We start from the raw sequence: 17,557 nt of genomic DNA, 5'->3' as shown, positions 1-17,557 counted from the left end.
GACAATCGGCCTTGTCCCACTTGTTTACAGATCCTTTGCCTTCATTTTCAGCTCGTTCAGCAGCTGCATGGCCTGCAGCGGAGTCATGTTCATGACGTCGGCGCTTTTCACCGATTCCAAAATTTGCGTTACCGCTGGATTAACCGGCTGCGGTTCAGGAGCGGCAGCGCTTCGCTTCACCGGCTCCAGCTCCTCATCCCCGAAGATCGAGAGCTGTACGACTTCCGCAACGTTTGACTCTCCCCGGCCTGAAGCCGGCTCCTGAACAGGAGCTCCGACGGCCGGTTCGGCGTGCCCTGCTTCCGTATCCGTCAGCGAACGTTCCCATTCGCCAGCATCCGCCCGCTCCCTGAGCTGTACAGGCGGTTCAGCCTTGGTCGCTTCTGCGGCTGCAGCCGTCTGGGCTGCGCTTTCCTCAAGGCCCTGCAGCAGCGTGTATGCCCGTCCTATAATGGACGACGGCAGTCCGGCCAGCCGGGCGCAGTAGATGCCGTAGCTGCTGCCTGCAGGCCCGGCGATCAGCTTCCGCAGGAAGTGAACCTTGTCGCCGCTCTCCTGCACCGCCATGGAGTAATTGCGCAGGCTCTGCAGGCTGTCCTCCAAATGCGCAAGCTCGTGAAAATGGGTCGATACGAGCGCCTTGCAGCCGATCGTATCATGGACATATTCGATCACCGCCTGGGCGATGGCCATGCCTTCGCTGGTCGACGTGCCCCGGCCCAGCTCGTCGATAATGATCAAGCTGCGCGGCGTCGCTTTTTCGGTCATGACCTGAATGTCGGCCATTTCCACCATGAACGTGCTCTGGCCGCCGATCAGGTCATCCGCCGCTCCGATCCGGGTAAAGATCCGGTCAACGAGCGGAATTTCCGCCGCCTTGGCCGGCACGAAACACCCGATTTGCGCCATGATCGAGATCAGCGCCACCTGCCGCATATACGTACTCTTTCCGGCCATATTCGGCCCGGTAATGAGCAGAATCGCCGCTTCCTCCCGGGTCAGCCGGGTCCCATTGGCAATGAAGGAGGCGTCCTTCATCACCGCCTCGACCACCGGATGGCGCCCGTTCTCTACGACCAGGTCATAACCTTCGGTCAGCTTGGGCTTCACAAAGCCCTGCTCCGCGCTGACGGCTGCCAGCGACTGATAGACGTCGGTGACGGCAACCTTCTCGGCGAGTGCCTGCAGCCGCGGGATTTCCGCGCTCAGCCGGTCCCTCAGTCCGCTGAAGAGGGAATATTCGAGGTCCACCATTTTGTCCTGGGCTTCGAGAATGAGCCCCTCTTTCTCCTTCAATTCCGGCGTTACGAACCGCTCGGCATTGGCCAGCGTCTGCTTCCGTTCGTACCGGCCTTCCGGCAGGGTGCCCAAATTCGATTTGGTCACTTCAATGTAATACCCGAACACTTTGTTGAATCCGACCTTCAGCGAGCGGATGCCCGTCGCTTCACGCTCCTTGGCCTCAAGCTCGGCGATCCAGCGTTTGCCGTTCACGCTGGCTTCTCTGAGCTCGTCCAGGTGATCGTGATAGCCCGGCTTGATCAAGCCGCCGTCCCGCACAGATACGGGCGGATCATCGACGATCGCCGCGTCGATCGCTTCATAAAGATCGCGGCATTCGTCCATCTCCGCCGCCAGCTTCCGTAGGGTGGAAGACGCCGACGACGCGCACAGTTCCTTCAAGGAAGGAATTTGCGCCAGCGACAGCTTGAGGGCGTTCAGGTCCCGCCCGTTCGCATTGCCGAAAGCGATTCTTGCGACCAGCCGCTCCAGATCGTAAATGTCTTTCAGCGCAGCCCGCAGGTCTTCTCGCAGGATAAACTGGTTGTAGAGATGCTCCACGGCTTCCAGGCGCTCTTCGATCGGCCCGCGGTGCAGAAGAGGCTTGTCGATCCATCTGCGCAGCAGCCGGGCCCCCATCGACGTTTCGGTCCGGTCCAGCAGCCAGAGCAGCGACCCTTTCTTGGATCGGTCGCGCACCGTCTCGACGAGCTCCAGGTTTCGCCGCGTGAACGGATCGAGAATCATGTAATGGCCGGGTTCATAGGGCGAAATTTGCGTCAGCTGGCCGAGCGAACGCCGCTGCGTCTCGCTCAGGTACGAAATAAGCACGGCCACGCATGCCTGCCGCTCCGGATCGAGCCGGGCCCAGGCCGATTCGCCGAACTGCGCGCGGACCGTCTGCTCCTCCCTTTTTTCCCATGACGTGTAGACGACCGGCCGGCTCCACTGGAGCTGTTCCGCCTTGATCAAATCCAGCATCTTCGGGTCGCCGATCACTTCCGCCGGTTCGTAGATGCCGATTTCGTCGCGCAACCACTCCACGGATGCGGGCATGGAAGTCACGTACAGCTCGCCTGTCGTCAGATCGCAGGCCGCCAGCGACATCATGCGGTCGGTCTCGGTCACGCATACCAAATAATTGTTGGATTTGTCGGCTACGTTTTTGCCTTCCATGATCGTCCCCGGCGTCACGACGCGGACGATGCCGCGCTTGACCATGCCTTTGGTCACCGCCGGGTCTTCCAGCTGCTCGCAAATGGCCACTTTGTAGCCCTTCTCGATCAGCCGCTGTATGTAACTCTCAGCCGAATGGTAGGGAACCCCGCACATCGGGATTTTTTCGTCCCCGCCGCCTTCCCGGCCGGTTAACGTAATTTCCAGTTCCCGGGAGGCTTTTAAGGCGTCCTCGAAAAACATTTCGTAAAAATCGCCCAGGCGGAAAAACAAAAACGCATCCTGGGCTTGCTGCTTGATTTCCAAATATTGTTCAATCATTGGCGTATACTTGGCCATGAGGTACCTCCAGACTTCACTTGTGCTCACGCCCTATTATAACAGAAAGTAAGTGGGCGGGAATCAAGGTTCGACCGGAATGTTCCACAGCGGCCGGATATCCCTGCTCTCGTTCCACGTTGTTCCCCGCTCGATATGCGCAAAGAGCGGTTCGATAGAGCCGGCGTAATTGCCGTAATCCGGCAGCTGCCGGATCTCTCTGAGCAGCGGCCGAACAGCTGGCTTCATCACCTCGCGGTCACCCCGGTAATACGCCCGGTGCACCCGCTCGCTGGCGTCCAGCGGCCGCATTTTCAGCTCTCTGTAATGGCTGACGATCAAATAGGAGAGGTATACCACCCCTTTGGCCAGCAAGGGGGACACGAGAAAGCTCGGCAGTGTGCGGTATTCGAAGCCGCCGTGCGGCTGGCGGCGAAAGTCGCCCAAATAGCCGTATTTGGGCCGCCGCGCCCGGCTGTTCTCGTCTTCGAGCAGCGAGACGGGCAGCGTTAGGTAGTTATCCAGCGCCCGCAGCAGCTCCGGGGTAAGCACGATGCCGCTGAAATGCAGATGCCCGCCGAGCGGCAAACCGGGTCTGGGCATGCCCCCCGCCTGCCAGATGAGCGACCGGTCCCCGATCATCCGGCCGGCGGCCTGCATCGTGAACATCAGGCGCTTGAGCAGACCGGTGGGGTCCCCGCTTGGATCCGGGCGAAGCTCGGCGATGGGGAAGGTCGTAAAGCCCTCGCCGTGGACGGCGTCGCAGCCGACCTCCCCCTCCCGGTCCAAAAACCGGGATGCGGGAACCATCTCGTTGCTGCCCGCATCCACAAGCACAAACTCCGGATCCATGCCCATCACGAGGCGGATCCCCTCCTCCTCTTCCCGCCGCAGCCGGCGGGCAAGCTCCGTCTCCGCCCGGTCATAACGCGCCTTGATGCGCGGATCTTTGATTCCGGAGGAAGGCGTGACACGCTCAACGCCGAACCTCCGCTCTCCGGAGGAAGCCAGCACGACTTCGCCCGAGTCCAGACCAAGCGCATAAAGGGCCCGCACCGCCGCCTTCTCCAGGCGGGCATACAGCCCGATGAGCGGTGCCTCACCCCCGTGGGCCGAACCGAGGGGAACACGCAAGCCGTCTGCGCTTCCCTCGACGCGCTTCAAGTCAACGGCTTGCAGGCAAGCGACGTTAACGGCGTATCTTCGCCGGTATCGGGCGGATTCCCGGGCAGCCGCGTCCTCTTCCGGCAGCAGGAGGGAGCTGATGCCGGAACGGACCAGACGGGCATGCTTAACCCGGTCGGGCCATCCGGCATACCGGGCTTCTTTTTCCTCCTCTGTCACCCTCATCCCCCCCCTCACCCGCTGAAAATAAAATAAAAAAAGGAGGGCATCCGCCCTCTTCGCCGCCGCTCTCCCGGCATATAGTACATCATACCTCTTTTCCTTGCTCTACGAATTACAGCTCATCATCAAGGGAATCGGGATCGAGATCCTCATAGTCCCCATCGTCGCCGGCGAACTCGAACTCTTTGTCGTCATAGTCGCCATGGCCGCGGCTGCACACCAAAACACGCACCTTGGTCTCGGCGACGAGCTCGACCGCGAATTCCCGCTCCACGCGGATGATGACATTGCCGCCTCCCGAAGAGACACTGGCTTCAACGCAGCTCGGCTCCTGCGTGGCCTCCGCAGAGACTTCGACGGTTGAAGCCCGGTGTTTCGGATCCAGGTAAGACAGCGGTACGAATTCTACATAAGATACCGTTTCTTTGGCAACGTCAGTTTGGGAGTTTTTGTCGTAGGAATACCAGATGTTGCAATCGTAAGTACCAATAACTTCAATTCCGTCGCCTGCGGCAACCGCTTCGTACTGATGGTTTATAATCCATGCCCCCAAAATACTGGTAGGATTATGAGGCGGAGTCACGGTATGTGTTACGGTAGAGAACTTACGACCCTTGCCGCAGATCGCTTTCGTGATGATCTCTCTACATTGATGTTTATCGCTTAATGACATCTTTGAACCTCCTCCATACAATCATTCACTTAAGTGTATGCAGGACATAGGCATTTGTTGATTAAACGAGCATAAATGATTGAAATATTATTGTGATCGCCCGGCTAGAATAGGAATAATGCTATGACGCGAGCGCCGAAATACCTTGGCTGGCCTGGATTTTACGGCCCTTTTAATCTAGTCTGAAACTTTACGTCACTCTACTTTATGCGGCTTTCATTGTATAAAAACCCCTTGGCAGCTGCCAAGGGGTTTCTTTGCGTTTTCAGGACCCGGCAGAGGGTTTTCGTAACTTGCCAGGTGCCGGCGTCTTATTTTTTTTCGCGATTTTCAAATATTGTCCCAGCTCACGTATCAGCTGCAAAATGGCCGATCTGACTTCAAACTCCTCCCGCGTCGCCGGAAGCTCCATTCCCTTAAATTCCTTCTCGAGGTCGACCAGCAGCTTCTCCGTGCGTCCCGTGTAGTTTTCCTCCGTAACGTCCCGGCTGAGCTGTTCGAACAGCTCGGCTACGTCATCCGCCTGCGGGAGCTTCTGATAGACGTGGGAAATGAGCTGCAGCATATTTTGGATCGATTCCAGCTGCTCTTTTCTCATATAAAAATAGATGGTCCACGACTCGTCAGGGTGCAGCACCTGGTTTTCCATCTCCCGGCTAGCGGCTTCCTTGCCGCTCTGAATCGCTTTTCCCGCGGCGATGAGTTCATGCCCGTCCCATACGTAGGAAGGGTCGCGAAGGGTTAGTGCGATCTGTCTGAAGATTTTCGAAAACTGCTCATCCACCCGCCTGCGGATCGACGTCATTTGCTCTGAAGCCGGGGGCATGTACACCATGTTGACGAGCATGGCCGAGCCAAGCCCGATCACGAGCAGCTCAATTTGCGTCACGATGACATCCGTGCTGACTTCCGCACTGCCAAACACCCGGAACACTACGACCGAGCTGGTAACGATGCCTTCCTTGAAGTTCGCTCGGGTGATGGCCGGAAAGGCGATCAAAATATATATCGCGAGCACCCAGTAATGGAAACCAAGCAGTTCAAATAAAATGCAGGCAAAAAACAGTCCCAGCAGCGAGGCGAAAAAACGTGCGGATACCGTCTTCAGGCTCCTTTTTCGCGTCACATCGACCCCGAGCACGGCCAGGATCCCCGCCGACAGTGGTCCCGTCACGCCGCAGGCATCCGAGACCAGAATCGCCATCAGCGTTGCAATAGCCGTTTTAATAATACGAAAACCCATGAAACCGCCTCTCTCTATACATGTTGACGTATTTCATGGTACTTGATTTTGATGCTTCACACAACGTGACATGGGTATGAAATTTTCAGAAATACATTCAATGTTAATCAAAAGCCGGTGAGGCTGCGGTCCGGGAAAGGGCAAAGGCTCTATACCATAGCAAGTATATCCGCACCTATCTTCTCTTTCCCGTCCCCGCAGTTCCGGCCCTTCAAGGCTGCTCCCTACTGCCGATGCGCAAGCAGCTTTCTTTCAATATAAACGACCAGCTGGTACATAGCCGTGGCGACGACCGCGATGATCATCAGGCTGGCAAGTACCAGCGTAAAGTTGAACACCTGGAACCCGTAAATGATCAAATAACCGAGACCTATTTTTGCGACAAGAAACTCGCCGACGATCACGCCGACCCATGCCATGCCCACATTGACTTTCAGCGTGGAAATGATGGTTGGAAACGACGCCGGGAGGATGACCTGGTTGAATATCTGCCTCCGGGTTCCGCCAAACGTGCGGACGACCTTGACCAGATTCGGGTCCACTTCCTTAAATGCGTTGTAAACGACCAGCGTTGTCACAATAACGGTAATCGACAGCGTCGTAATGGTGATGGCCATAAAGCCTGCGCCGAACATCACGATGAAGATCGGACCGAGCGCCACCTTGGGCATGCTGTTGAACACGACCATATATGGATCCAGCACTTTTGAAAGAAACGGCGACCACCAGATTAAGACAGCCAGCAGCGTCCCCACGATCGTTCCCAGCAAAAATCCGACGACCGTCTCGCCCACCGTCACGCCCAAATGTCCCCACAGCTCTCCGCTGACCGCATCCTTCCAAATTTGCGCAAACACTTTGCTCGGATAGCTGAACAGCAGCACGTCGATCCATTTCAAACGTCCGGCGACTTCCCATAAGGCAAAGAACAGCACAAGAATGGCCATCTGCACGGATAGCACCTGAGCCCGCAGCTTGCGCCGGCGGCGCAAATGAGCTGTATGCAGAGCATCGAGGCTGGAACCCCGGTCCCTCTGGATCACTTCATCCGATCTAAGCACGCTGTTCACACGCGCCGCCTCCCTTCTTCCGTTTATCAGTCTTCCTCCGACTCCATCTCGCGCCAGATTTCGTGAAACAATTCATTGAAACCTTCCTCCTTTCTGGCATAGAAAGGCTGTGTCTCCCGGATGTGTACGGGCACTTCAAAGGTACGGCGGATTCGGCCGGGATTTTTACCCAGCAGAACGACCCGGTCGCTGACGGCCACGGCCTCGGATAAATCGTGCGTGACCAGAATTGCCGTTTTGTTCTTTTCCCGCAGCGTCCCGGCAATTAAATCTTCAAGCTGCAGTTTGGTCTGATAGTCAAGCGCCGAGAAGGGCTCATCGAGCAGCAGCAGTCCGGGATCGGTCGACAGCGTCCGTACCAGGGCAACCCGCTGCCTCATCCCACCCGACAGCTGCTGCGGGTACAGGCTCCCCGTTCCTTCCAGCCCCATCTCGTCAAGCAGCTGCGTCAGGTGATCCATCGATTCCCGCTGCAGGCGCCCGGTTACCTCAAGCCCGATGGCCGCGTTTTGAAGGATTGTGCGCCAAGGGAACAAATAATCCTGCTGCAGCATATACCCGACATCCGGGGAAGGCCCCTCCACCTTCCGCCCATAGACAAGCACCTCGCCGTTCGTCGGATGCAAGAGCCCGGCGATCATGGACAGAATCGTCGTTTTTCCGCATCCGCTCGGTCCGACCAGGCTGATGAACTCTCCGGGATGTACCGTCAGATTCAGTCCTTCGACAGCAAGCGAAGCTTCCCGGTCGTTAACGTATACATGCGTCAAATTTTTAAGTTCGACTACCGGCTCCATGCGCACGATCTCCTTTCCATAACCATTATTTCACAGACGATTTGGCCTTTTCGGCAAAACTGTTGTCCACGATGGCGGAGGCAGGCACCTTCTCTTTCAGTTCACCAGCCTGATTCATGACGTCCAGCAGGTTGTTCCACTCCGTCTCATCCACGACGGGATCCGCCGCGTACGTTCCCTGATCCTTATACCGTTTGACCGCCGAGACAACGATATCCTTATCGGTGTCCTTAAAATAAGGAAGAATGACGTCGGCGATCTCCTCGGGGGTGTGCTGCTGCACCCAATTTTGGGCTTTCTGGAGCGCGTTCGTAAATTTCTGAACAGTCTCGCCGTTCTTCTTGATATAGCTCTGCTTGCTCATAAAGACCGTATAGGGCAGATGTCCGCTCTCCACTCCGAATGAGGCGACGACATGCCCTTTGCCTTCTTTTTCAAAAATCGAGGCCTGCGGCTCAAACAGCTGCACGTATTCACCCGTTCCGGACAAAAACGCCGAAGCGATATTGGCAAAATCGATGTTTTGGATCAGGTTCAGATCCTGATGCGGATCGATGCCATGCTTTCTCAGCGTAAACTCGCCGGCCATCTGCGGCATGCCGCCCTTGCGCTGCCCGAGGAACGTTTTCCCTTTCAGCTGATTCCAGTCCAGCTCTCCTTCATCCTGCCTCGAGACGAGGAACGTGCCGTCCGTCTGCGTCACCTGACCGAAGTTGATCACCGGGTCGTCCGAACCTTGTTGATATACGTAAATCGACGTCTCGGATCCGACCAGGGCCACATCGATGGCACCCGAGAGCAGCGCCGTCATCGTCTTATCACCGCCGGGAATCGTCTGCAGCTCCACATCCAGTCCTTCTTCTTTAAAAAAGCCTTTCCCAAGCGCCACATATTCCGGAGCGTAAAATACCGAGCGCGTCACTTCGCCGATTCTGACCTTCACGTCGCCCTTGCTTCCGGAGCAACCGGACAGCACGGCTGCGCAAAGGAGAACCGCCGCAAGCACCAGGGCGAATCCACGTTTACCCTTTCTCATTGTCATTGTCCTCCATCCTTCTTCGCGTTCCAGCCATATGCCATCTTATGCATGCGCCCAGCAAAGGGTTAAACATGGCCACGGACGAACACAAAAACACCCCCGCCATTTCCTCAAGTAGCCTCGGGGCTTCTTTACGGAAGTGACAGGGGTGCTTCTGTGCTTACGCTTGGATGGTTGGATCTGATGTCAAGCGTTCCTGTGCTGCATTACAATTGATAAATTTCCTTATATTTCGTTTCCAGGTAATCGGCCAAATAGTCCGGGTTCAGCTCTTCACCAGTCACCTGCAAAATGATCTCGGACGGCTTGCGGCTCTTGCCGTAGCGGTAAATCTTCTCCGTCAGCCATTCGCGGATCGGTGCCAGATTGCCTTCCTTAATATGCTGATCCAGCTCTGGCATCTCCTTGCGCAGCGTGTTCATGATTTGCGCAGCATACATGTTGCCGAGGGAATAGGAGGCGAAGTAACCGAAATCCCCGCCGGACCAGTGCACGTCCTGAAGGACGCCCAGGCTGTCGCTTGGCGGCGTAATGCCGAGGTACTGCTCGTATTTCTCGTTCCATACTTTAGGCAGATCCTTGACCTCAAGCCCTTCGTTAAACAGCATCTTCTCGATTTCATAGCGGATAATAATGTGCAGGTTATACGTCAGCTCATCAGATTCGATCCGGATCAGGGAGTTCTCCACGCGGTTGACCGCCCGGTAGAAATCATCCAGCTGCACATCTTTCAGCTGCTGCGGGAAATGCTGCTGCAGATCGGCATAGTAGCGTTCCCAGAAGGCGCGGCTGCGTCCGATCATATTTTCCCACAGGCGGGACTGCGATTCGTGAATGCCCATGGACGTCCCTTGGGCGAGCGGCGTTCCGGCCAGCTCCTTGCTCACGTTTTGCTCGTACAGGGCATGGCCGCCTTCATGCAAGGAGCTGAACAGCGCGCTCGTCACGTCGTCCTGCAAATAATGGGTCGTAATCCGGACATCTCCCGGGTTCAAGCCGGTGGCAAACGGGTGTACGCTCTCATCGAGGCGCCCGGCTTCGAAATCGTACCCCATTTCGCCCAGAATGAAGCGGCTCATCTTCGCCTGCTGCTCCTGCTCGAACAGCTGGTCCAGGAACGACGTATCCGGTTTGTTCGGAGATGCCGCAATCGCCTCCACGAGCGGAACCAGCCGATCACGAAGCTTGCTGAACACCTGGTCCAGCTTCTCAACCGTCATATCCGGCTCATAACGGTCCAGCAGCGTGTCATATGGCGTTCCCTTGACGCCCCAATATCCGATGAATTCCTTCAGCATGCCCACCAGCTTCGTCAAGTTAGGCTCCAGCATGGCAAAATCGCTCTTCGCCTTCGCTTCCTCCCAAATCGTCTGGGAATGGGATGACAGCACCATAAATTCCTGAAACTTTTCCGCAGGGATGCTTTTGTTCTCGTCATATTCTTTTTTGCACTCGTCAACGATCCTTCTGGAAATATCGTCCAGCCCCTCATATGTATCAGGACGGGTCAACGCCTCCAGATACGAGCCCATTTCATCCGAAATTCGGAGTTTGAAATCTTCCGCCGACAGCATCCCGATCACCTCGGAACGCTGCTCTGCTCCTTTACGAGGTGCACCCGTCCGCAAGTCCCAGTGCATCAAGCCGATGGCCTCGTCATAGCTTCTGATTTTGCGGACCAGCCCGAGAAATGAGTCCAATGTCGCTTTTGCTTCTTTTTCCATAATTAGGTTCACCTCACGCCGAATTTTTTCTTCCTTCTTGATGATACTTTTACTGGAAAGTATAATCAATATTTAATAGACGCTATTATCCTTTTTACATAGGGAAGGAGCCTGAAACCCGCCTTGGTTATCCAAGTTACCGAAACTGCCAAAAAGCATATCGAGTCGCTTGCCGGGTCGGAGCCTGCCATAATCCGGCTAGCCTACGATTCCGAAGGCTGCGGCTGCGGCGTTAACGGGCTGCCGGCACTCTGGATCGTTTCCGCCAAAGAGACCGATGATGTGGAAATAGAGAGTAATCATCTGCATTTTATTATTCACCGCCTGCAGGCGGTTTTTTTCGAAGAGCATCTATACCTGGACTCCGAAAAAAACTATCCATCGTTCCGGCTCACCGGGGACGGCCAGCTGTACGGTCAAAATATCAGGCTAGTGGATAAGCGTTGACGCCTTACATCATGCATCATTACCCAACAATGGAAGGAGCAATTCATTATGACAACCGTTTCGCAGATTTTGGAGTTCAACCAGCAGTTCGTAGAAAGTAAAGAGTACGAAAAATACATTACCGGCAAGTTCCCCGAGAAAAAGCTCGTCATCGTCACCTGCATGGATACGCGCCTCGTAGAGCTGCTGCCCAAAGCGATGAACGTCCGCAACGGCGACGTGAAGCTCATCAAAAACGCCGGTGCGATCATCTCGCATCCGTTCGGCAGCGTCATGCGGAGCGTTCTCGTCGCTCTGTATGAACTGAAAGCTGACGAAGTCATCGTCGTCGGGCATCTAGACTGCGGCATGGCGGCGCTTAACGCAGACGTCATGATCGAGCATATGAAGGAGCGCGGCATCTCCGATGAGGTGCTGTCGACGCTGGAGAACTCCGGCATCAATCTGAACGATTGGCTGCGCGGATTCGATAACGTACAGGAAGGCGTAAAAGGAACCGTGGGCCTGATCAAAAATCACCCGCTTCTCCCGCCGGGCTGCAGCGTTCACGGCATGGTCATCGATCCGAAAACAGGCCACCTCGAGCTGGTTGTCGACGGTTACGATAAGTAGAATACGTTTGGATTTGCAAAAACACGGATGATCATCATCCGTGTTTTTTCTATTTTGTGAACAGCGGGCAGCAGTCCAGCGCCGAACCGCGCTCCTTAAAACTCGATTTATCATTGTTAGACGAACATCATTTTCTTTTTCCGTTCCGATCCATGCTTTTCAGTCATGAGCTCAGGTTGAAAACCATACAGTTTAAGTGTACACTTTGGTTGAAAAGACCATCTCACGTATAGGAGATATGCTAATGAATACACTTTCCTATGGACTACTAGCTTTCCTTGCACGGGAACCCGGATCAGGATATGATGTGATGCTCAAGATTCAGCCGTTCTGGCAGGCCAAGCACAGCCAAATCTATCCGCTGCTGGCGCAGATGGAAGAGAACGAGCTGCTGAGCTCCCATTGGGTGAAACAATGCGACAAGCCGGATAAAAAGGTATACTCCATTACGGACAGCGGCATCCGCAAGCTCAAGGAATGGATGTACAAACCGCTTCCCGATCCGGTGACCCGCGACGAATTATCGATGAAAACCTTCTGCATGTGGATGACCGACAGGGATAACGCCATCGATATCGTGGAAACCCGCAAATCTTACTTCATCCGCCGGCTGGAATCGTTCCAATCGATGCAGGGCAAAGTGACAGAGGAACATAAGAAATTCGGTACCCGGGAATTTTACGATCACCTGCTGATTCAGAAAGGAATCTTTAATGCGGCAGCCGGTTTGGAATGGTGCAACTGGGTTCTGGGCATATTGAGAGAATGCGATTATTCAGAGCCTCCGGTTTTAGTCAAACCGTAAATTGAATGATCAGACATTATTCATCTTTTATCGTCAAAAATTAATTTAATTAATTTTGAAACCTTAAGATATTTGGTACGTAATGTATTATGAGATAGACATGCTTTCACCATTCTCAGGGAGGTATATTTCAAACCATGAAAAAATCTTTACAGAAGTGGATGCTGATTGCTTTGGCGTTTACGTTCTTCTTCGCTGTTACCGTACCGGATAACGCGGACGCCAGACGTGCAGGCGGTGGATTTAAATCCGGCACAAGATCCTACACGAACACGCCAAGCAAGTCGACGCCGAACAGCAACGTCAAAAAGTCGACCAACAACACCTCGAGTACAGCCGGCACAACGGCAAAACGCGGCTTCTTCAGCGGCGGCAGCTTTATGAAGGGACTCATGATCGGCGGATTGGCCGGACTTCTGTTCGGCGGCATGTTCAGCAACATGGGATTCATGGGCGATCTCTTCGGATTGATCATCAACCTGCTGGCCATTTACGTTCTCTTCTCGCTCATCCGGGCCGGATACAGAGCGTTCCGCAACCGGAAACGACCGAATCCGAATGACGGACGGTATTAATCATGTTGATTCTGACCATGGATGAAATCGTGAACGCGATTTGTCTTCATACCGCCGAGCGTAAGCAGATCCGTCCGACGGATGTGCAGGTGGAGCTGAGCTGGGACGAGGAAACAGGATATTCCGCAGAGGTTTGGGCACAGGGACGGAGCCAGTATTTGGTCGAGTCCAACATGATTGAAGCCATCCTGCGTTACCTCTACAGCGAATATAACATTCGGGCTTACCGCGAGCAGGTGACGCTGGATTTGGATGAAGAAATCACGGCTCACGTTGATGTTGAGGTTGAACAGGCGTATTAATTTATAGCGAAGGCTGGGTGTCCGTTTTGGATGCCCGGCCTTCTTTTTGATGTCCCGATTCATTTTGGCTGTTACATTACCTTGACACGGGGTCCACCCACTGCCTATAATCCCCCTAATTAGGGGCTGCTGCCTTCTGTGCGGTTTGGCTCAAGGGAGGGATCAGAAGTGTCAGATGAAACCAACCATAGAATTCATACGGAACATACATTGGATCAAGGGCCGTTATCGGAAACATTAAGCAGGCGGCTGTCGGGTTCGGAGCTGAACACGCTGCTGCTGAAGGTATTCAGGGAACGGACCCGAGCGGGGAATGCCTCCGATTTGCTGAAAAGGTACCATGACAACCGGTTTGTCAAACCGGCCGAAGTGTCCGCGCTTGATTTAAAAAGGCTGGAGCTGGACGTGCTCGAAATCGCCAATGCGCATGCTTTTGATCCCATTCAGCTCTCTCCTGCCGCCCCGCTCGGGTCGTGCTCGGTCGTCGCCACCGTCGACCAGAACAAGGTCATATCCGCCTTAAGGGGAACCGAGCTTGTGGCGGATGCGACCAACATGCTCGCCTTGCATATAAGCGACGGGTTAAAGAGCGGTGAGCTGGATAACCGGAGCCGCCACGTCCGGCTCAGTACGACACATCGTCACGTGCGGGCCCAGCGGTTTCATGCCCCCGGAATGGTACCCCACTTTCATGTCTTTTGCATGGTTTCATCCGGCATGGACCAAGGATCGTACAGCTTTGAAATCCCTTCCTTTTGGGAGCATATCCGGGTATATCGGGACATTTTCGACCGGCTGTTCCACAGTTCCATCAGCATTGAAATCCAAGTCCGTCAAGGTTATGCGGATCCCGAAGGGCTGGTGCGCCGGGTGGCCGGGGCCGGCAAAACGGAATCGGTTGACGTGACCGTTTCCCTTCACTCAGACAAAACAAATAACGCGTATTACGAGGGTCTCCAGTTCACTTTAGTGACCGAAATTCAAGGAAACACCTATGCCATCGGCGACGGCGGATTCGTAAACTGGACGCAGCAGCTGATCGGGAATAAAAAGCAGCGGATGCTGATCAGCGCGATCGGACTGGAGCGGCTCACGCCTTTCTATCGGCGGTGAGTAATCCCCCCGCTGCCTATATCATAAAAACAAAATAAAAAAGGATGCTCATTCCGGGAATGTGCATCCTTTTTTTCTTTATGGCTCCACAGCAGCCTGCTGCCCATCGGCTTCGAAATTACCGGTTCAGACGATACCCGCCGTGAAAGACCGGCCCCACGTATTCGTTGAACTGGTATCCGCTGCGAATGGCCGCCGACACAAAATCTTTGGCTTTGGCCACCGCCTCTGCGACAGATAGTCCGTTCGCCAGTCCGCCCGTAATCGCCGCGGCGAAAGTACAACCGGCACCGTGGTTGTAGGCCGGTTCGATCTTGTCCGTCTCCAGGACGGTAAAGTCCTTGCCGTCGAAGAATACGTCGATCGCACGGTCTCCACCGAGTGCCTTGCCGCCTTTGACAACGACGTTTTGGGCGCCGAGGCCGTGAATTTTGCGGGCCGCCTCCTTCATTTCCTCGATGCTGGTCAGCTTGCCCAGACCGGACAGCACGCCGGCTTCAAACAGATTGGGCGTAACCACCGTGGCCAGCGGAAGCAGCAGGTCGCGAATCGCATCTGCGCTTTCGGGATTCAGCACTTCGTCTTCGCCTTTGCAGACCATAACCGGGTCAATGACCACGTTTTTCTGCTGATTGCTTTTGATCGCCTGCTCTGCTACGCGGACGATGTCCACGCTGCCAAGCATGCCTGTCTTCATGGCGTCCACCGGTCCACCGGCAAAGACCGTCTTCAGCTGCTCCGCAACCAAAGCCGAATCCACCGGATATACGTTATGGTGCCAGCCGTTGTCCGGGTCCATCGTCACGATCGTGGTCAGCGCGCTGAAACCGTAAGTGCCGTACTCTTCGAAAGTTTTCAAATCCGCCTGAATGCCTGCGCCCCCGCTGGAGTCGCTGCCGGCAATGGTTAACGTCTTCATAATCTTCGGCATGTGAATTTCCCCTTTGTTCTGCGTGAATGCTTATTTTCTGAAACTGAGTTGATTATACCAGAAAATTGTCGAATGCGTTATTCCAGCGACCTCCATTTTAGGATGTACCCAAAGCATTCAAAATAGCCGGATCGTTGGCATCGCCTCAACAATGGCTGTATGGAACTGATGAGCCTAACCCTGAAAACTTAAAGCAATGCCAATCTATTGCAGCTTTTATCCTTATATAAGCAAGCGATAGGGATCCCCGTGTCTTGTGAGGTTCCTGTCTAGCACGTTTTCTATCTCCACTGCATTGAATATAGCGAACTACTAGAAGAGAGGTGAGACGCTATGCCCCGTCGTGTGAAGGCTGTCCGGCAGCCGGACCTTGTACTGATCAGCTGGTCCAGAAACCCGCTGGTTCCCGGTTCTGCACGCAGAATCGTCGCTGCTCGTGTCATTGGCAGCGCCGCTCCCTGCAGGCAAGACTTAAGACCCAATGCGCTGCTCAGCACTGCATTGGCTTGTCTACAGGATCATGATGTAGGATTTAAAATCGTATTCCGCAAAATGACTTCCGATATCAGCGGGTACCTGCTGCTGCAGCGCAATTAATCTTTATGAAAAGAGGAGGACGCCGGTTGGCTTCCTCCTCTTTTCAGCTCGTGTATGAATATATCAACATCCGAGATGAAAATTTCAGTCATCGTTGGATCATTTTATTTCCAGCAGTTCCTTCTCTAAACTCTGAAGGGTCGATGTTCGTTCTGACGGTGATTGACGGTCAAATAACAGCTGTTCAATAAACTCCCATACATCCTCCAGCTTCCGTCTGATTTGGTAGAACAGCAGCGTCCTGTCATTCAGCGTGAAATCGGGATGAAATTGCCGGTAAATCTGCATAAATTCATTAAAGTAGGGTTGGTCTACCACAAACATCAGGTCAGCTTCCACAGGAGCTAGCTTTAGGCCCTCCCAGTCAATTAGCATCAGTTGACGGCGGCTTTGAGGCTGCATTAAATTCCAAGGATGGATATCCGTATGGCACAGCGTAAGCGGAAGGTTGCTCTGTTTTAGCACGGCCGATATTTCATCGGCATTGAAGATCATCCGGTTTAACGCTTCAAGGTATGGCCCCAGCAGATCATATACATCGCCAGGAAGACCGGCACCCTTAGTCATCAGGATATTTTTCAAGCTTAATGCAAACGGCAGCTCGAAATTTTCCACGATATTTTCGGACTGAACAGGCATCTCTTTACCGCAGCTATGCAGTTCGGCCACGATTGCCGCGAGCTGGCAAATTTGTTCCTGTGTCAGCGGTTTGTCCCCAATAGTCTCACCATCAATATAGTCATAGAGGAGATAGATGCCATAATCATCTTCACAACGGTAATGGCCATGGGTCGTCATCATCGGAACAGGTATTTTCCCATGCAGCCCTGTAGACCGCTCAAGCCAGCTCGTGATGGGTACATATTGATCAATCCGCGCGGTCCATTTGGGCGTGGACGATCTGTCTTTTTCATATACCTTCAAAAAGTAGGAGCGGCGGCTTTCCGGTTCCGTCACCTTATAGGCCAGCGCGGCCCATCCGCCCTTCTGCCGGAGAACCTCCACCTGCTCCAGACCGTAATACTTGCTCAGGATGGCTGTGAACTTGTTCATAAGATTCATTCACCCGTTGTTCCGGTCTTGATCTGACCGAATGATCAATCACTTATGTTGCTCGTGTAATACTCTATAATGACCTTGCGGCGGATGATGCCGATAAAGATCTCGTTTTCATCCACGACGGGAACAAAGTTTTGGTCGGCGGCCAATTCCAGCATATCTTCCAGATGCGCATGGATTGAAACGCATTCATTTTTAATCCGGCGCTTAATCTCATGGACCTTGACGGTATCCAAATTTTGAAAGCTCAGCCCGGGGGTATTCTTCATTTTCCATAATAGATCCCCTTCGGCCAGCGTGCCTGCGTATTTCCCCTCTTCATCGATGACGGGGATCGCCGAATACTGGCTTTGCTCCAGCTTGTCCATAGCCTCCTGCATCGTGGAAGAAGAATGGATGTAAGCCACCTTGTCTTTGGGGAACAGAAAATCGGATATTTCCATCGAAC

The 17,557-nt window shown here is 54.1% G+C and carries 18 protein-coding genes; 7 read left to right on the top strand and 11 right to left on the bottom strand.

Annotated elements, in window-relative coordinates:
• Positions 1 to 24 precede the first annotated feature (24 nt).
• From mutS to ABID47_RS04035, 8 genes are all read right to left on the bottom strand, one after another.
• Complete coding sequence (mutS, locus tag ABID47_RS04070) at positions 25 to 2,796, bottom strand: DNA mismatch repair protein MutS (protein ID WP_354495002.1); 2,772 nt, start codon at positions 2,794 to 2,796, stop codon at positions 25 to 27.
• 63 nt (positions 2,797 to 2,859) lie between these two features.
• Complete coding sequence (locus tag ABID47_RS04065) at positions 2,860 to 4,119, bottom strand: putative amidoligase domain-containing protein (protein WP_354495001.1); 1,260 nt, start codon at positions 4,117 to 4,119, stop codon at positions 2,860 to 2,862.
• Between the two features lie 115 nt (positions 4,120 to 4,234).
• Positions 4,235 to 4,795, bottom strand: a complete 561-nt coding sequence (locus ABID47_RS04060; RefSeq protein WP_116229842.1) for an outer spore coat protein CotE — start codon at positions 4,793 to 4,795, stop codon at positions 4,235 to 4,237.
• Positions 4,796 to 5,060: 265 nt separating this feature from the next.
• Positions 5,061 to 6,038: an aromatic acid exporter family protein gene (locus ABID47_RS04055; protein ID WP_354495000.1), complete on the bottom strand. Its 978-nt coding sequence runs from the start codon at positions 6,036 to 6,038 to the stop codon at positions 5,061 to 5,063.
• 224 nt (positions 6,039 to 6,262) lie between these two features.
• Positions 6,263 to 7,045: an ABC transporter permease gene (locus ABID47_RS04050; protein WP_260986845.1), complete on the bottom strand. Its 783-nt coding sequence runs from the start codon at positions 7,043 to 7,045 to the stop codon at positions 6,263 to 6,265.
• 89 nt (positions 7,046 to 7,134) lie between these two features.
• Positions 7,135 to 7,905 (bottom strand): ABC transporter ATP-binding protein, encoded by a 771-nt coding sequence (locus ABID47_RS04045; RefSeq protein WP_116229839.1) that lies wholly within the window; start codon positions 7,903 to 7,905, stop codon positions 7,135 to 7,137.
• A 25-nt stretch (positions 7,906 to 7,930) separates the two neighbouring features.
• Positions 7,931 to 8,941 (bottom strand): ABC transporter substrate-binding protein, encoded by a 1,011-nt coding sequence (locus ABID47_RS04040; RefSeq protein WP_354494999.1) that lies wholly within the window; start codon positions 8,939 to 8,941, stop codon positions 7,931 to 7,933.
• Between the two features lie 209 nt (positions 8,942 to 9,150).
• A complete protein-coding gene (locus ABID47_RS04035) occupies positions 9,151 to 10,668 on the bottom strand; it encodes a carboxypeptidase M32 (protein ID WP_354494998.1) in 1,518 nt (505 codons plus the stop codon).
• 123 nt (positions 10,669 to 10,791) lie between these two features.
• Between ABID47_RS04035 and ABID47_RS04030 the strand changes: the two genes are divergently transcribed.
• From ABID47_RS04030 to ABID47_RS04005, 6 genes are all read left to right on the top strand, one after another.
• Complete coding sequence (locus ABID47_RS04030; RefSeq protein ID WP_354494997.1) at positions 10,792 to 11,115, top strand: iron-sulfur cluster biosynthesis family protein; 324 nt, start codon at positions 10,792 to 10,794, stop codon at positions 11,113 to 11,115.
• Positions 11,116 to 11,163: 48 nt separating this feature from the next.
• On the top strand, positions 11,164 to 11,727 hold the full coding sequence (locus ABID47_RS04025; protein WP_076171181.1) for a beta-class carbonic anhydrase: 564 nt from the start codon (positions 11,164 to 11,166) through the stop codon (positions 11,725 to 11,727).
• Positions 11,728 to 11,971: 244 nt separating this feature from the next.
• Positions 11,972 to 12,532, top strand: a complete 561-nt coding sequence (locus tag ABID47_RS04020; protein ID WP_354494996.1) for a PadR family transcriptional regulator — start codon at positions 11,972 to 11,974, stop codon at positions 12,530 to 12,532.
• A gap of 137 nt (positions 12,533 to 12,669) precedes the next feature.
• Positions 12,670 to 13,107: a hypothetical protein gene (locus tag ABID47_RS04015; protein WP_354494995.1), complete on the top strand. Its 438-nt coding sequence runs from the start codon at positions 12,670 to 12,672 to the stop codon at positions 13,105 to 13,107.
• A gap of 5 nt (positions 13,108 to 13,112) precedes the next feature.
• Positions 13,113 to 13,409, top strand: a complete 297-nt coding sequence (locus ABID47_RS04010; protein ID WP_076171759.1) for a YxcD family protein — start codon at positions 13,113 to 13,115, stop codon at positions 13,407 to 13,409.
• 168 nt (positions 13,410 to 13,577) lie between these two features.
• The gene (locus tag ABID47_RS04005) at positions 13,578 to 14,522 is read left to right on the top strand and encodes a hypothetical protein (RefSeq protein WP_354494994.1); all 945 of its coding nucleotides are present in this window, start codon (positions 13,578 to 13,580) and stop codon (positions 14,520 to 14,522) included.
• 118 nt (positions 14,523 to 14,640) lie between these two features.
• Here ABID47_RS04005 and pdxK read toward each other — a convergent pair whose 3' ends face one another.
• Positions 14,641 to 15,453 carry a pyridoxine/pyridoxal/pyridoxamine kinase gene (pdxK, locus tag ABID47_RS04000; RefSeq protein ID WP_354494993.1) on the bottom strand — a complete coding sequence of 271 codons (813 nt, stop codon included), beginning with the start codon at positions 15,451 to 15,453 and terminating at the stop codon, positions 14,641 to 14,643.
• Between the two features lie 333 nt (positions 15,454 to 15,786).
• Between pdxK and ABID47_RS03995 the strand changes: the two genes are divergently transcribed.
• On the top strand, positions 15,787 to 16,050 hold the full coding sequence (locus ABID47_RS03995; protein WP_089547926.1) for a hypothetical protein: 264 nt from the start codon (positions 15,787 to 15,789) through the stop codon (positions 16,048 to 16,050).
• A gap of 99 nt (positions 16,051 to 16,149) precedes the next feature.
• Here ABID47_RS03995 and ABID47_RS03990 read toward each other — a convergent pair whose 3' ends face one another.
• Both ABID47_RS03990 and ABID47_RS03985 read right to left on the bottom strand, forming a co-directional pair.
• The gene (locus tag ABID47_RS03990; protein WP_354494992.1) at positions 16,150 to 17,103 is read right to left on the bottom strand and encodes an aminoglycoside phosphotransferase family protein; all 954 of its coding nucleotides are present in this window, start codon (positions 17,101 to 17,103) and stop codon (positions 16,150 to 16,152) included.
• Positions 17,104 to 17,147: 44 nt separating this feature from the next.
• The gene (locus tag ABID47_RS03985; protein ID WP_076171166.1) at positions 17,148 to 17,552 is read right to left on the bottom strand and encodes a CBS domain-containing protein; all 405 of its coding nucleotides are present in this window, start codon (positions 17,550 to 17,552) and stop codon (positions 17,148 to 17,150) included.
• Positions 17,553 to 17,557: the final 5 nt, after the last annotated feature.

Origin of the sequence: Paenibacillus favisporus, from assembly GCF_040545415.1 — a bacterium.
Lineage (GTDB): Bacteria > Bacillota > Bacilli > Paenibacillales > Paenibacillaceae > Paenibacillus_AQ > Paenibacillus_AQ favisporus.
This window is presented reverse-complemented; position numbering and strand designations above follow the sequence as displayed.

Excerpts from the sequence above, each read along its gene's own strand:
- ABID47_RS04025 (WP_076171181.1), top strand. The coding sequence starts at position 11,164 with ATGACAACCGTTTCGCAGATTTTGGAGTTCAACCAGCAGTTCGTAGAA.
- ABID47_RS04015 (WP_354494995.1), top strand. The coding sequence starts at position 12,670 with ATGAAAAAATCTTTACAGAAGTGGATGCTGATTGCTTTGGCGTTTACG.
- ABID47_RS04040 (WP_354494999.1), bottom strand. The coding sequence starts at position 8,941 with ATGAGAAAGGGTAAACGTGGATTCGCCCTGGTGCTTGCGGCGGTTCTC.
- mutS (WP_354495002.1), bottom strand. The coding sequence starts at position 2,796 with ATGGCCAAGTATACGCCAATGATTGAACAATATTTGGAAATCAAGCAG.
- pdxK (WP_354494993.1), bottom strand. The coding sequence starts at position 15,453 with ATGCCGAAGATTATGAAGACGTTAACCATTGCCGGCAGCGACTCCAGC.
- ABID47_RS04060 (WP_116229842.1), bottom strand. The coding sequence starts at position 4,795 with ATGTCATTAAGCGATAAACATCAATGTAGAGAGATCATCACGAAAGCG.
- ABID47_RS03985 (WP_076171166.1), bottom strand. The coding sequence starts at position 17,552 with ATGGAAATATCCGATTTTCTGTTCCCCAAAGACAAGGTGGCTTACATC.
- ABID47_RS04035 (WP_354494998.1), bottom strand. The coding sequence starts at position 10,668 with ATGGAAAAAGAAGCAAAAGCGACATTGGACTCATTTCTCGGGCTGGTC.
- ABID47_RS04055 (WP_354495000.1), bottom strand. The coding sequence starts at position 6,038 with ATGGGTTTTCGTATTATTAAAACGGCTATTGCAACGCTGATGGCGATT.
- ABID47_RS04020 (WP_354494996.1), top strand. The coding sequence starts at position 11,972 with ATGAATACACTTTCCTATGGACTACTAGCTTTCCTTGCACGGGAACCC.
- ABID47_RS04045 (WP_116229839.1), bottom strand. The coding sequence starts at position 7,905 with ATGGAGCCGGTAGTCGAACTTAAAAATTTGACGCATGTATACGTTAAC.
- ABID47_RS03995 (WP_089547926.1), top strand. The coding sequence starts at position 15,787 with ATGCCCCGTCGTGTGAAGGCTGTCCGGCAGCCGGACCTTGTACTGATC.
- ABID47_RS03990 (WP_354494992.1), bottom strand. The coding sequence starts at position 17,103 with ATGAACAAGTTCACAGCCATCCTGAGCAAGTATTACGGTCTGGAGCAG.